Annotated in this window: 13 protein-coding genes; 9 read left to right on the top strand and 4 right to left on the bottom strand. The window is 73.3% G+C overall.

What is annotated here, in order from left to right; translation table 11 throughout:
* Positions 1 to 55: 55 nt before the first annotated feature.
* The 7 genes from AC0680_RS12730 to AC0680_RS12700 all read left to right on the top strand — a co-directional run bounded on the left by AC0680_RS12730 (position 56) and on the right by AC0680_RS12700 (position 8396).
* On the top strand, positions 56 to 1939 hold the full coding sequence (locus AC0680_RS12730; protein ID WP_478627510.1) for a carbamoyltransferase C-terminal domain-containing protein: 1884 nt from the start codon (positions 56 to 58) through the stop codon (positions 1937 to 1939).
* Between the two features lie 139 nt (positions 1940 to 2078).
* Positions 2079 to 2981, top strand: coding sequence for a phytanoyl-CoA dioxygenase family protein (locus AC0680_RS12725; protein WP_478627507.1), 903 nt, complete (start codon positions 2079 to 2081; stop codon positions 2979 to 2981).
* A complete protein-coding gene (locus tag AC0680_RS12720; protein WP_478627504.1) occupies positions 2974 to 4326 on the top strand; it encodes an MFS transporter in 1353 nt (450 codons plus the stop codon). The genes AC0680_RS12725 and AC0680_RS12720 overlap by 8 nt, the downstream gene beginning before the upstream one ends.
* A 3-nt stretch (positions 4327 to 4329) precedes the next feature.
* Positions 4330 to 5265: an NAD(P)/FAD-dependent oxidoreductase gene (locus tag AC0680_RS12715; RefSeq protein ID WP_478627503.1), complete on the top strand. Its 936-nt coding sequence runs from the start codon at positions 4330 to 4332 to the stop codon at positions 5263 to 5265.
* Between the two features lie 122 nt (positions 5266 to 5387).
* On the top strand, positions 5388 to 6305 hold the full coding sequence (locus AC0680_RS12710) for an SGNH/GDSL hydrolase family protein (RefSeq protein WP_478627500.1): 918 nt from the start codon (positions 5388 to 5390) through the stop codon (positions 6303 to 6305).
* Positions 6306 to 6316: 11 nt separating this feature from the next.
* Positions 6317 to 6502, top strand: coding sequence for a hypothetical protein (locus AC0680_RS12705; protein WP_478627499.1), 186 nt, complete (start codon positions 6317 to 6319; stop codon positions 6500 to 6502).
* 1 nt (position 6503) lies between these two features.
* Positions 6504 to 8396: a carbamoyltransferase family protein gene (locus AC0680_RS12700; RefSeq protein WP_478627497.1), complete on the top strand. Its 1893-nt coding sequence runs from the start codon at positions 6504 to 6506 to the stop codon at positions 8394 to 8396.
* Positions 8397 to 8611: 215 nt separating this feature from the next.
* Here the strand turns inward: AC0680_RS12700 and AC0680_RS12695 are convergent, their stop codons facing one another.
* From AC0680_RS12695 to AC0680_RS12685, 3 genes are read right to left on the bottom strand one after another with little or no spacing between them, the layout of a single operon-like run.
* Complete coding sequence (locus tag AC0680_RS12695) at positions 8612 to 9238, bottom strand: class I SAM-dependent methyltransferase (RefSeq protein ID WP_478627494.1); 627 nt, start codon at positions 9236 to 9238, stop codon at positions 8612 to 8614.
* Positions 9239 to 9266: 28 nt separating this feature from the next.
* Positions 9267 to 10121 (bottom strand): NAD(P)H-binding protein, encoded by an 855-nt coding sequence (locus AC0680_RS12690; RefSeq protein ID WP_478627492.1) that lies wholly within the window; start codon positions 10119 to 10121, stop codon positions 9267 to 9269.
* Positions 10118 to 10546 (bottom strand): nuclear transport factor 2 family protein, encoded by a 429-nt coding sequence (locus AC0680_RS12685; RefSeq protein WP_478627490.1) that lies wholly within the window; start codon positions 10544 to 10546, stop codon positions 10118 to 10120. Before AC0680_RS12685 ends, AC0680_RS12690 begins: the two co-directional genes overlap by 4 nt.
* Positions 10547 to 10637: 91 nt before the next feature.
* On the opposite strand from AC0680_RS12685, the gene AC0680_RS12680 reads away from it, so the two are divergent.
* The gene (locus tag AC0680_RS12680; protein WP_478627487.1) at positions 10638 to 11249 is read left to right on the top strand and encodes a TetR/AcrR family transcriptional regulator; all 612 of its coding nucleotides are present in this window, start codon (positions 10638 to 10640) and stop codon (positions 11247 to 11249) included.
* 58 nt (positions 11250 to 11307) lie between these two features.
* On the opposite strand, the gene AC0680_RS12675 is transcribed toward AC0680_RS12680, so the two are convergent.
* Positions 11308 to 12120: a phytanoyl-CoA dioxygenase family protein gene (locus tag AC0680_RS12675; protein ID WP_478627484.1), complete on the bottom strand. Its 813-nt coding sequence runs from the start codon at positions 12118 to 12120 to the stop codon at positions 11308 to 11310.
* 218 nt (positions 12121 to 12338) lie between these two features.
* On the opposite strand from AC0680_RS12675, the gene AC0680_RS12670 reads away from it, so the two are divergent.
* Positions 12339 to 13208 (top strand): SMI1/KNR4 family protein, encoded by an 870-nt coding sequence (locus AC0680_RS12670; RefSeq protein ID WP_478627481.1) that lies wholly within the window; start codon positions 12339 to 12341, stop codon positions 13206 to 13208.
* Positions 13209 to 13615: the final 407 nt, after the last annotated feature.

Here is a 13615-nt window from a genome sequence, read left to right as displayed (position 1 = left end):
ATCCACGACCCGGCCCCGCGACTCTCCTCCGGGCCGAGGAAGGGTGACTGGTTCCATGGCAACGATTGGGATGCACTTCGGCCATGACGCGGGTGCCGCGCTCACCGACGCGGGCGGCTACCGCGTCATCGAGGCCGAGCGCCGGCTGGGGCTGCGTCATGTGTGCGGCGGCAACGGCGACTTCCCGCGGGCCGCCGCCGAGTGGCTGGCGGAGCTTCGGGAGCGGGCGGCCGGCCCGGTGACCGGGATCGCCGTGGCCGACTGGTACACGCCGATGTGCCAGGTGCTGCCCCCGGCGCTGGTCGAGCTCGTCAACGAGGACGCCCGCTGGACGGCCACCGGCGGCACCGGACTCGCCGACGCGGTCACCCGGGTGATCAAACCCCTGGACTGGCCGCTGGCCAAGGGGTTCGGCGACATCACGCTGACCGCGGTGCGCCACCACTACGCGCACGCCGCGCTCGCCTACTACACCTCCGGAGCCCGCAAGGCCCTGGTGCTGGCCCTGGACGGAACCGCCAACTACGCCGAGTGCGGCATGGTCTGCCTCGGCGACGGCGACCAGCTGACTCCGGTGATGTCCTTCACCAACCGCACCGGCCCGCGCTTCGGCCTGGTCTACGAGGCCCTCGCGCGGCGCGTCCACGGCAGCCAGTTCGACACCGGCAAGCTGCTCGGGCTGACGGCCACCGGGGAGAGCGACGCCGCCCTGCTGCCGGTGCTGCACGCCATGCTCGTCCCGCAGTCCGTCCGCCGCGCCTCGCCGGACCTCTTCGAGCCGCTCGACGAGGATCTGCTGACCGGCACCGCCCTGCGCTACGCCGACACCTGGTGGGAGTACGACCCGGACAGCGGCGGATATCTGGACGCGGGCCTCGCCGACTCCTCGGACGACGACGTGGTGCACTCCTTCGGCTCGGTCTTCCCCGACGAGATCCGCACCGCGGACGGCCGGACGACCGTGGTCGGGACCTCCCCCGACGAGCGCGTCTGCAGGGACCTGGCGGCCACCTTGCAGACCGCCGTGGAGCGGGACCTGACGCGACTGGTCACCGGCGTCAGCCGGCGCTTCCCCAGCTACACCACGCTCTGCTACGCGGGCGGCTGCGCGCTCAACATCACCGCCAACAGCCGCCTCGCCGAGTGCGGCCAGTTCACCCGGGTGTCCATCCCGACCTGCTGCGACGATTCGGGGATCGCACTGGGCGCGGCGCTGGCCGTCGCCGACCCGGCCGACCGTCCGGCCCTGCGCAGCCGCGCGCGCTCCACGTCGCTGGCCTACGCCGGACCGCCGCTGGCGGGCCTGGACACGGTGGACGGCGACGACACGGCCCCACCCGGCGGCCTGGCACGGCGTCTGGCCGGCCTCGGGTTGTCCCCGCACCGCCCGGCCGACGAGGAGGAGTTCCTCCAGACCGTCGCCGAGCTGCTGGCCGTCCGGCGCTGCGTGGCCTGGCTGGAGGGCGGCCTGGAGACCGGGCCGCGGGCGCTGGGCCACCGTTCGCTGCTGGTCTCGGCGCACTGGAGCGGCGCCCGCCGGTACGTCTCCCAGACGATCAAGCACCGGGAGTGGTTCCGCCCGGTCGCGCCGATCTGCCCGGAGGAGGTGGCCGACCAGTACTTCACCGGCCCCCTGGACCACACCGAGACCATGCTGTTCGCGGTGCGGGTGCGGCCCGACCGGGCCCGGCAGCTCGCCGAGGCGCGGCACATCGACGGCACGGCCCGCCTGCAGACCGTACGGCCCGACGCCCAGCCCCTGCTGCACCGGTTGTGCCATGCGGTCGCCGCCCGCACGGGGCTGCCCGTGCTGATCAACACCAGTGCCAACGGCGGCGGCCGCCCCCTCCTCAACCACCTCGACGAGGCACTGGAGTTGCTCACCGAGACCGAACTGGACGCCGTGGTGCTGCCCGAACGCCGCCTGATCATCGAGTGACCCCCGCCCCAGCCCCGTCCAGCGCCCCGTACCCGTACCCCTCGACACCCGACCGGGCGAAGGTTGGCCGAATCGGACATGTCGGGGCCGGCCCGTCCCACCCGATCCTGTGCAGGCGTCGTGTCCCTGGAGAGTGCCCGTGGCCGCCATCCAACTGCGAGACATCCACAAGACGGAACCACTGCGCGTCCTGTCCCCCGCGGACTGGCAACAATGGATCACCCAAGGCTATGTGATCGTGCGTCAGGCAGTGGCGCCGGAGACGGTGGCCGCCCTCACCGACGGCCTGTACTCCTTCCTCGACATGCGCCCCGAGGCCCCCTCGACCTGGACCTCGCCGCACACCGGCAACGACCGGCTGCCGGGCCACAGCGGGCTGGTCGAGATGTACAACCACCAGGCCCAGTGGGACGTCCGGCAGACCCCCCGGGTGTACGGGGCCTTCGCCGACATCTGGGACCGCACCGACCTGTGGGTCACCATCGACTTCGCCAACGTCAACCCGCCCAACCGGGGGCCGCGCGCCTTCGACGGCTTCATCCACTGGGACGTGGACACCTCCACCGACCCGCTGCCGGTGAGCTGCCAGGCGGTGCTCTCGCTGACCCACGGCGACGAGGAGATCGGGGGGTTCCAGTGCGTGCCGGAGATCTTCACCGAGTGGGACAAGTGGGTGAGTGGCCAGCCCGCCGACCGCGACCCGGGCACGCCGGACATCACCGGCTACGCCATCACCACGCCGGAGGTCGCGCCCGGCGACCTGATCATCTTCAACAGTCTGCTGCCGCACGGGGTGCACCCCAACGTCTCCGAGGACCGGGTGCGGATGGCCCAGTACCTGACCATGGCACCCGCCTGGCAGGAGAACGCCGACCTCCGCGAGGCCCGGGTGCGGTTCTGGCGGGAGCGGATCCCGCCGCACCCGCCGGAAGGCGGGGCGCGCAAGGACGAGGCCGAGCTGTACGGGCCGGCGACGCTGACCGAACTGGGCGAGCGGCTGCTGGGCCTGCGCACGTGGCCCGAGGGGAGCGCCGTTGACTAGTACCGCCCGGTCCGGGACCCGCCCGGCCCGCCGCGCGGACCTGGGCCGTCCGTTCCGCTGGCTGTGGGCTTCGACGGCCGCCTCCAACGCGGGCGACGGCGTCACCCGCACCCTGCTGCCGCTGCTGGTGGTCGCGCACCACCCCGACCCGGCGGCGGTCGCCGGACTGACCGCCGTCAACATGCTGCCCTGGCTGCTGTTCGCGCTCCCCGCGGGCGTCCTGGCGGACCGGGTGGACCGGCGCCGGATCGTGCTGGGCAGCAATCTCGTCCGCGCGGCGGCCCTGCTCGGCGTGGCCCTGGTGCTCGCCGACGACCGCCCGCTGGCCCTGCTGTACGCGCTGGCGTTCCTGCTGGGCATCGCCGAGACCCTCGCCGACACCGCGGCGCCCGCGATGCTGCCGCGCCTGGTCGACGAGCGGCACCTGGAGCGCGCCAACGGGCGGCTGATGGCAGCGCAGATCGTGCTCAACGAAACGGCCGGACCGCCCGTGGCGGGCCTGCTGGTGGGACTGACCGCCGCCGCGGCACTGGCCACCGGCGGGGTGCTCTACGCGCTGGCCGCGCTGCTGCTGTGCGGCCTCGCCCCGCTCGTCCGTCCCGGCCGCGAGGCGGCACCGGGCGGGGCGGGCGGCGGAGTGCTGCGCGACATCCGCAAGGGGCTCGGCTTCGTCCTGGCCGACCGAACCCTGCGGCTCACACTGGCCGCGAGCGCCCTGTACGGCCTGGTGTTCTCGGCGACCTTCTCGATGCTGGTGCTGCTGAGCGACCGTACTCTCGGGCTGAGCGAGACCGGGTACGGGCTGCTGCTCGCCGCCGGGTCGCTGGGCGCCGTCGCGGGCAGCTGGCTGGCGCCCCGGGCCGCCGCCCTGCTGCCCACCGTGCGGCTGGCCCGGTGGTCCCTGGTGGCGTCCGGAGCCGCCTACACCGCGCTGGGCCTGGTCCGCCACCCGGTCCTGGCCGCGCTGGCGCTCGCCGCCAACGGCGTCTTCATGATGGGCTGGAACATCCCCGTGATGTCGCTGCGCCAGCGGCTCACCCCGGAAGACCTCCAGGGCCGGGTGATGAGCGTGTCCCGGCTGTGCGCATGGGGCGCCATGCCGGTCGGTGCGACCCTCGGCGGACTGCTCGCCGAAGCCCTGTCCGTGCCCGCGGTGTTCGTGGTGTGCGGGGCCGTCCTGGCCGCGGGGGCCCTGCTGCTGCTCGCGCCCCTGCGCGGGGACCACTCCGCGCCCGGTGACCGGCCCGCGCCCACCGAACCCGCGCCCGGCGCACCACCCCCACCGTCGTCCGACCCGCCGCCGTCCGATCCACCCCCGCACCACGACCCTCTCGACGAAGGATGACCCTTGGACACACAGCTCTACGACACGGTGATCGTCGGAGGCGGCCCGGCCGGCCTCAACGGGGCGCTCTACCTGGGGCGTTCACGCCGCCGGGTGCTGCTGATCGACTCGGGCGACGCCCGCAACATGGCGGCCGGCGTCATGCACAACGTCCTCACCAACGACGGGGCGACGATCGCGGACTTCCGAGCCCGCTCCCGCGCCCAACTCGCCGCGTACGACGTGACGTTCCGCGACGACGAGGTGGTGTCGGCCGAGCCCGACGGCGACCATGTGGTGGTCACCACCAAGGAGTCCGGCACCTTCCGCACCCGCACCCTGCTGTACGCGGCCGGTGTGCGCTCGGTGCTGCCGCCGGTCCCGGGTCTGGCGGACCTGTGGGGCAAGACGGTCCTGGAGTGTCCGTACTGCCACGCCTGGGAGGTACGGACACGCAGCTTCGCCGTGTACGGGGGGACCGTGCCCAGCGAGTGCCTGGCCGCGACCCTGACGGTGTGGTCCGACAGCATCACCTACCTCACCGACCGGCGCGAGCTGCCCCAGGACGAGCGCGACCGGCTCACCGCGGCCGGCGTGCCCGTCGTCACCCACGGGGTCGGCGAGGTGAAGCCGCATCCCGAGGGCGTCGAGGTCTTCTTCGAGGACGGCCGGTCCGCGAGTTACGGGGCGCTCTTCCTGCACCTGGACATCGAGCCCCGGGTGGCCCCGCTGCGCCCCTGGCTGCAGGCCCCGGACCTGGAGTCCGTGCAGACCGACGAGCGCGGCCGCACCAGCCTGCCCCGGCTGTACGTGGCCGGGGACCTCGGCCGGAACATGCAGCAGGCCGCGATGGCCGCCGCCAGCGGAGGCCTGGCCGGCATGGCCATCAACGCCGACCTCATCCGCGAGGACCGCCCCGGCTCCCTGCCCGAGCCACCACCCCCGGTGCCGGCCCGCTGAGCGCACACCGCCCACCCCACACACGCCGTGCGCACGGTCCGCACCCACGCACGGCCGGACGCCCGGTCACCACGGAAGGCACCACAGCCACCCACCGCGCACCGACGGGAGCCCCTTCGCCGATGACGTCACCCCGCGCCGAGTTCACCCCGCACATGGAGCACTACACCTTCGTCCTGGAGGACCAGCCCTATCTGGGGTACTTCCAGTACGGCAATGAGAAGACCCCCGTCTACACCACCGACCGGCACGGTTTCCGGGTCACCCCGGGGCCCGACGGGCTCCGGGCGACGGTCGGCGACGACCGCCCCGACGGCCCGGTACGGGTGCTCGCGGGCAGTTCCGCGGTCTTCGGCGTGGGCGCCACCGGTGACGCGGCCACCATCACCGCGCGGCTGTGGAACACCCACGCACCCCGGCTGCCCTGGCTGAACATCGCCGGGCAGAGCCACAACTCTGCCCAGGAGCTCCTGCTGTTCACCCTGTTCCAGCACGAACTCCCGCCGGTCGAGGACATCGTGCTGCTCTCCGGCGTCAACAACCTGGTGCTCAGCCGGCTGCCCGAGGAGCAGCAGGGCCGGCACGGCGCGTTCTTCGACTGCGGACCCGCCCCCGACGTCGTCCCGCCGCCGGACCGACGAGTGGCGCACGCAACCGAACTGACCCTCCGCCACCTCGGAGGATGGAGGTCGCTCGCCAGCGCCCTGGGCGCCCGGCTGACCTTCGTCCTCCAGCCCCTCGCGCCCTGGGTGCGTGCGCAGCCGCTGCCCCGCGAGCGGCTGCTCTTCGAGGAGCTGGACGAGGTGTCCAACTTCCGCCGGTTCCACAACGACATCTCCACCATGGCGGTGGGCCGCGCCTACGCGGACCGGCTGGCCGCCGGATGCGCCCGCCTCGACGTGCCCTTCCTGGACATGAACGTGGCACTGGCCGAGGCCGCCGTGCCGGAGGACTGGCTGTTCATCGACCGCGTGCACTGCACCGACCTGGGCTACGACCTGGTGGCCCGGCAGCTGGCGGACCGCCTCGACCTGGCGTGAGGAGCCCATCCATGCCCGACGACAGCAGCGCGGCGCCCGAATCGGCGCTCCGCCGCCTCGCCTCCTGGCTGCGGCACCGCGACCGCCCCGAGCCCTCGCCCGCCGTCCCGCCGGACCGGCCTGCCGCCCAGGCCCCGCCGCCGTCCCGACTGCGACCGCAGCCCGAGGACGACGCATCCGTCTACCCGCTGTTCTGACATGGGCAGCGGCAAGGGCGGTGCGGGCGCCGAACGCCCGGGCCCCGGCGGGCCGCACCGCCCGGTCCTGGGCATCTCCGCCTACTACCACGACAGCGCGGCCGCGCTGGTGGCCGGCGGCACCCCGCTCGCGGCGGCGCAGGAGGAGCGGTTCACCCGGCGCCGCCACGACCCCGGCTTTCCCTCGCACGCCGTCTCCTTCTGCCTGCGCGAGGCCGGACTGCGCCTCGACGAGCTGGCGGCCGTGGCCTTCTACGAGGACCCGGGACTGAAGTTCCGCCGGGTGGCGGCGACCTGGCTGGCCACGGCCCCGCACGGCTTCCCGGTGTTCCGCCGGGCGTTCCCGCAGTGGGCCGGCTGGAAGCGGCGGGCACTGGACGACGTCCGGGCGCACCTGCGCGACCTGGCGCCCGGGCGGCCGCTGCCTCCGGTGGTGGCCTACCGGCACCATGCCTCGCACGCCGCATCGGCGTTCCTCCCGAGCCCGTACCCGTCGGCGGCGGTGCTGTGCGTCGACGGCGTGGGGGAGTGGGCGACGACGACACTGTGGCACGGCCGCGGCACCGAGCTGGTCCCGCTCGCGGAACTGCGCTTTCCGCACTCGCTCGGCATGCTGTACTCGGCGTTCACCTACTTCTGCGGCTTCAAGGTCGACTCGGGCGAGTACAAGCTGATGGGCCTGGCGCCCTATGGGACGCCGCGCTACGCACCGCTCATCCGGGAGCGGCTGATCGACGTCAAGCCGGACGGCTCGTTCCGTCTGGATCTGCGTCACTTCACCTTCCAGTACGGGCGGACCATGGTCGGCCGGGCCTTCGAGGAGCTGTTCGACGGGCCGCGCCGGACACCGGAAGGCCCGCTCACGGAGCGGGAGTTCGACCTCGCTGCCTCGGTGCAGCAGGTCACCGAGGAGGTGATGCTGCGGCTGGCCCGGACGGCGTCGGCACGCACCGGCGAGCGACGGCTGTGCCTGGCCGGCGGCGTGGCGCTCAACTGCGTGGCCAACGGCCGGATCCTGGCCGACGGGGTCTGCGACGAGCTGTGGGTCCAGCCGGCCGCCGGTGACGCGGGCGGGGCGCTCGGCGCGGCCCTGGCCGAGTCGCACCGCCGCGGAGCGCCCCGCGCACACGTGGGGCGCGGCACGGACGCCATGGCGGGGGCGCTGCTCGGCCCCGGCTACGGCGACCGGGAGGTCGGGGAGTTCCTGACCCGGGGCGGATACCCCGCCGTACGGCTGCCGGAGCGGGAGCTGGTGGCGCGGGTCGCGGCGGAGCTGGCGGAGGGAAGGGTGGTGGGCTGGTTCCAGGGACGGATGGAGTTCGGACCACGGGCGCTGGGCAATCGGTCGATCCTCGCCGATCCGCGCGACCCGGCCATGCAGTCCACCCTCAACCTCAAGACCAAGTTCCGGGAGTCCTTCCGTCCGTTCGCGCCCGCGGTCCTCGCGGAGGACGCCAAGGACTGGTTCGACCTGACGCAGGAGAGTCCGTACATGCTGCTGACCGCGCAGGTCGCCGCGGCACGGCGGCGGGAGTGCGAGGCCGCGCCCGAAGGCGCCACGGGGCCGGACCTGCTGCGGGTGCCCCGCTCGACGATCCCGGCGGTCACCCATGTCGACGGCTCGGCCCGGGTGCAGACCGTGTCGGCCGAGGGCAATGCGCGGTTCCACGCGCTGCTCACCGCCTTCCGGGACCGCACCGGCTGCCCGGTGCTGGTGAACACCTCCTTCAATGTGCGCGGGGAGCCGATCGTGCGCGACGCCGAGGAGGCGTACGCCTGCTTCATGCGCACCCGGATCGATCTGCTGGTCCTCGGCGACTTCCTGCTGGACAAGCGGGACCAGCCCGAGTGGCGGGAGGAGGGCGACTGGCGTGCCGCGATCCCGATGGACTGAGCGGCTGCGGCACCTGGGCCTGGCCGCGCTGTACTTCGCGGTGGTCACCCCGGCCGGGTGGTGCGTCCGGGCGGTGCGGGACCCGCTGCGCCGTTCCTGGGACGGCCGCCGGACGAGCTATCTGGACCGCCCCGCAGGTCCTCGCCGCAGCGATGGGGGACCCGGCCATGACCCGTTGGACAGGCCCTGGCCGCAGCGCGCCGGGGCTCGCCGGCCTAGCGATCGCCTGGCTCCACGGCCGAGGTCATCACCACACGACGCGTACCGAGGACGAGGACGCGGGAATCGACCTCGGTGAAGCCGCACTCCGCCGCCCAGGCGCTCGCCTCCTGCGCGGTCCGGGGCAGCGGCAGGTCACGGGCGACATGACCCGAGAAGCGCCCCGACGGACGGAAGTGCGTGGCCAGAGGCAGCGTGAAGCCCACCCGGCCACCCGGGCGCAGGGCGCGCCGCCAGTCGGCCAGGGCCCGGCGCCCCAGGAAGTGCAGCGAGGACGCGCAGAGCACGACGTCGAGGGAGTGATCGGCGACCGGCAGCGGTACGGCGTCGGCGACCCGCCAGTCGATCGCCGTGTCACGTACCGGGCCCGCGGCCCGCGCCCGGCCCACCGCGACCATTCCGGGAGACAGGTCGACGGCCAGGACGGGGGGCGCGGTGTCGGGCCGGCTCCGCGCGAGCTGCCGGGCGACGGCTCCCGCTCCGCACGCCACGTCGGCGACCGCGTCGCCCTCACCGGGAGCCACCCATGCGATCAGCGCCCGTGCGATCTCCTCGTGGTGCTGATGATCGTAGCTGTCGGCCAGCTCGTCGAAGGCCCCGGCCAGCATCGCGCTCTGCTTCACCGTCCGATCCTAAGTCCTGTCCGACGGGTCATGGCCGGGTCCCCCCTGCCAGCTCCCGTTCGGCGACCGCCCGGAAACCGCGCGGCGGGCGTCCGGTGAGTCGCCGGACGGTGTCGGTGGTCCGGTCCTCGGCTCCCTCGGCGATGGCACGGTCCATGCCGGCCAGCAGGGCGGCGAACTCCGGCGGCAGCTGCGCGGCCAGACGGTCCCGCAGCTGTTCGTACGTCAGGGGGCGGTGGGCCACGGGGCGGCCGGTGACCTCCGTGATGACGGTGGCGATGTCGTCGTGGCTGAGCGCCTCCGGCCCGGTCAGGATCAGGTCGGAGTCGGGTGCGTGGTCGTCGGTCAGGGCGTGTACGGCGACGGCGGCGATGTCGTCGGCGTCGACGAATCCGACCCGGCCGGTCCCGGCCGCGGTCAGGATGACGCCGTCCTCACGGATGCTGCGGGCGTGGCCGTGTGTGCCGGTGAAGTTCTGCATGAACCAGGAGGGGCGCAGCACCGCCCACTGCTCGAACAGGCCGGGCAGGGCCCCGTGCACCGCCCCCACCGCCGGGCCCCCTTCGGGGACGGCCGAGGAGCTGAGGAGCACCACGCGGTGGACGCCGACGGCGCGGGCCTGGCGGAGGAAGGGCAGCATGACCGCGGCCGGGTCCGGATCCCCCACGGGCGGGACGAGATAGGCGCGGTCGGCTCCGCTGAGCGCGCCGTCGAAGGTGGCGGGGTCGTACCAGTCGAAGCGGACCGGTTCCGCGCCCGCGACCGGGGTGGCGCGGCGGCCGGCGGCCTTGACGCGGTGGCCGGCGGCGGTCAGCCGCTTCGCGGTACGGCTGCCGGTGGTGCCGGTGGCGCCGACGACGAGGGTGGTGCCGGTACTGGTCATCGGGCGTCGCTCCGGGTGAAGTCCATGCCGGGGGCGTGGACGGCGAGGGGGTTCCAGTAGTCGCGGTAGGAGGTGAAGCGTCCGTCCTGGACGGACACGACGGCGATATAGGTCATGTCGAAGGGGCCGCCGGTCTCCACCACCCGGCCCACGCCCCGCATCTCGACGACGATGGTCCCGGGGGCGGTGGTCTGGTGGATCCGCACGTCGGGGAAGTCGTGCAGGTCGATGTGGTCGGGATAGTCGCGCATATAGGCGGCGATGGCCTCCCTGCCGTCCAGTCGCTCGGGCCGGCCCGGGGGAGCGAAGGGGAACTCCATGACACCGTCCGCGGCCCACAGGCCGACCCAGGCGGGAATGTCCTTGTCCAGCAGAAGCCTCAGGCCGTGGCGGTACAGATCGGCGGGCGAGGTGTGCGCAGGCATGAGTCCTCCGTCGCGTACGATGACGATGCGGACCGAAGGTCCGCTTCCTTGAAGATACGGACCGCCGGTCCGCATCGCAACTGGAGGACCCATGACCGAGCGCAGACCGCGCAAGGACGCGGCGCGAAACCGGGCGGCCGTCCTCGCGGCCGCCGACACGCTCTTCGCCCGCTGCCAGAGCCCGGAGGAGGTCACCATGGCCGACGTCGCGGCGGCGGCCGGTGTCGGCAAGGGGACGCTCTTCCGTGCCTTCGGCGATCGCACCGGGCTGATCCGTGCGCTGTACGAAGCCCGCCTCGAACCGATCGGAAGCGCCGTCGAGGAGGGCCCGCCGCCCCTGGGGCCCGCCGCCCCGCCGCTTCAGCGCGTACCGGCCCTGCTCGACGCCGTCCTGTGCTTCAAGCTCGACAACCGCCACCTCGCGCTGGCCCTGGAGCAAACCGGCAGCGACAGCCCCTATCGCACCGAACACTACGAGCGATGGCACACCCTGCTTCGGGACCTGCTGGAGCGGATTCCGCATCCGATCGACAGCGATTTCACCGCCCACGCGCTGCTCGCCGCCACCCGAGCCGACCTCGTCGAGTACCTGGCCGGCGACAAGCGCGTGTCCCGGGAGGAGATGCGAGGGCAGTTGGCGGCCTTCATCGCCGGAGTCCTCGGTACCCCTCCGGGACTCGGCGGCATCTCGGGGAGCCGGTGAGCCCCGCTCTGCGGCTGTCCCCGTCCTTCGGGTGACGGTGGAACGGGACGGAACATGTCTACCCGGCGCCGCAGCCGGTGCCGTCCCCGTCCGGACCGGGGGTGTGTCGTCCCAGGCCCCGACGGATCGCGATCTCCACGGGTGAGTAGGCGCCGTCGGCCCGCTCCAGTTCGTACGGCGCGGCCGGCATCAGCGGCGGCTGGGCCATGAAGCGCGGCCGCACCCCGTGGTGCGGTTGCGCCGAGTGCACCAGGAACGGATGGCAGAGGAAGACGTCGCCCGGGGACCCGGTGGCGAGGGCGAGCGGCCGGTGGTCGGACGCCGCCACCAGGTCGGGCGCGAGGGTCAGCCCGCTCGCCCCGTCCTCCCCGTATTTCTCCAGCACCTTCGGCACGTCGAGGTGTGAGCCGACCCGGATCCGGGTCGGGGCGTCCTGTTCACCGACCTCGCTGAACAGGAACAGCATCAGCAGTGCCCGGCCCCGGGAGCGCAGATTCGTGAAGTACCAGCTCTCGCCGTCCGGCAGATAGCTCCCCTCGATGTGCCAGCCCGCGTCGTCCGGCTCCTCCTCGTGCGGGAAGCGCAGCGGGAAGGTGCCCAGCGAGTAGCGCGGCTCCCAGCGTCCCGCGCCGACGAGCAGGTCGTACGCGTGCTGCAGGGAGGGGGAGTTGGGTGCGGCGGCGAACGGCCCCTGCGCCATGCCGGCCACCCAGTGCACCGGCTGCGTCCATGTCGCCGGATCGTGCGGGTCGCAGCCCGTCTCCCGCCACAGCAGCCGCGCGCAGTCCGCGGCCACGCGCGGCGCGACGGCGCCCTCCAACTTCACGAAGCCGTCGCGGAGGAAGCGGGATACCAAAGTTGTGTCATCCATGTCCCCATCGTGGGGCGACACCGGTCCCGATCACCCGACATTCCCCGCACCGTCTTTGTCGGGTGGTCACCGGACCCCTTCTGGCCCCTCTGAGACCGGAAGCAACCCCCCTGCGGTCACAGGACCACATCGCCGACGACGGGCGAACACTCCGCGTCGCCGTCGCCGCACTCACACTCGGCGCCGCCCCTCTCGGATGCCGGTTCTAAGGTGTGCGCATGATCGATGCCCACAGCCCCCTTGCCCGCGTCATCGAACGGGTGCCACCGCCCGCCGAGGCGGTCAATGGACACGGCGACTGGGCCGATGCCGAGCGGGCGCTGGGCACCCGGCTGCCGGACGACTACAAACAGCTGGTCGAGACCTACGGCCGCGGTGACTTCTGGGGCGCACTGTGCCTGTGCACTCCGTTCGGCGACGACAACCCGGTCCGGCTCGAAGCGCACCTCTTGGAGGACTTCGGACCGCTGCGCGAGCGCCGGCCCGAGGACCACCCCCACCCCTTCTTCCCGGAACCGGGCGGGCTGCTCACCTGGGCGGTGACCGACGACGCGGCGCGGTTGTGCTGGCTGACCGAAGGGCCGCCCGAATCCTGGCCGGTGGTGATCTGGTCACGGGACGACGACTACGAGCGATTCGACGGCGGGGCCGCCGCGTTTCTCGACGGGTGGGTCAGCGGCCGCATCGGCTCCGAACTCCTGCACCGCGAACCGGAAGCCGCCCCCTGGTTCGACGCGGCGATCGACCGCGACCACATCTACGTCCGCCTGGACGAAGGCAACCTCCCCTATACCGAGCGCCTTCGGATCCTGCGCGACGCGCTCGCCCCCACCTCGGACCGCGGTGGTTACGCACACGACGGCAACCGGCAGGACCACTTCGTCGTCACCGGGCCCGGCTGGCAGCTGACGTACGAGACGGCCTACGGGCACCAGCTCCGTGTCGCCTTCCCGCCGGGTGACAGCGAGAGGGCCCGCCGCGAAGTGCTCCGCGCCGTCGACCGCATGGGGTGTGCCGTGCAGGCCGTCGACACCGTCCACGGCACGTCGTCCTGGGCCGCCGGCCCTGCCCCGTCGGACCGGTCCTAGAGCCGGCCGGTTCGACGCGTCGCGTGCGCAAGCCATCCGACCGACCCGAGCGCCTCGTCATCGGGCATTCCTCTGTCCTGCGCCAGATGGCGAGCGGGTTCGGCGGGCGAACTCGACGGTTTCGTGGGGTGCGCTCTGGACAGGCGCGTGATGCGGGGGGTGTGACACGGACGGGAGGCGACGTGGCGGACCGGGGCGACAGTGCGGATGCGAGTGCGAGTGCGAGTGCGAAGGGCGGACCGGACGGGGCGAGCGGGACCAGTCGCCGGACGGTGCTCGCCGCCACCGTGGCGACGGGGCTCGGACTCCTCGCGGGATGTGGTGAATCGGCCGGGCCGGACGATCCGGCGAACGGTGCGCCGCCGCCCCCGCGGGCGTCGGAGCCGACGGAGCCGCCCCGGTCCTCG

Source organism: Streptomyces sp. NPDC043738 (assembly GCF_056436545.1).
The sequence above is the reverse complement of the archived record's forward strand: the minus strand, read 5'-3'. Positions and strand labels throughout refer to the sequence as shown.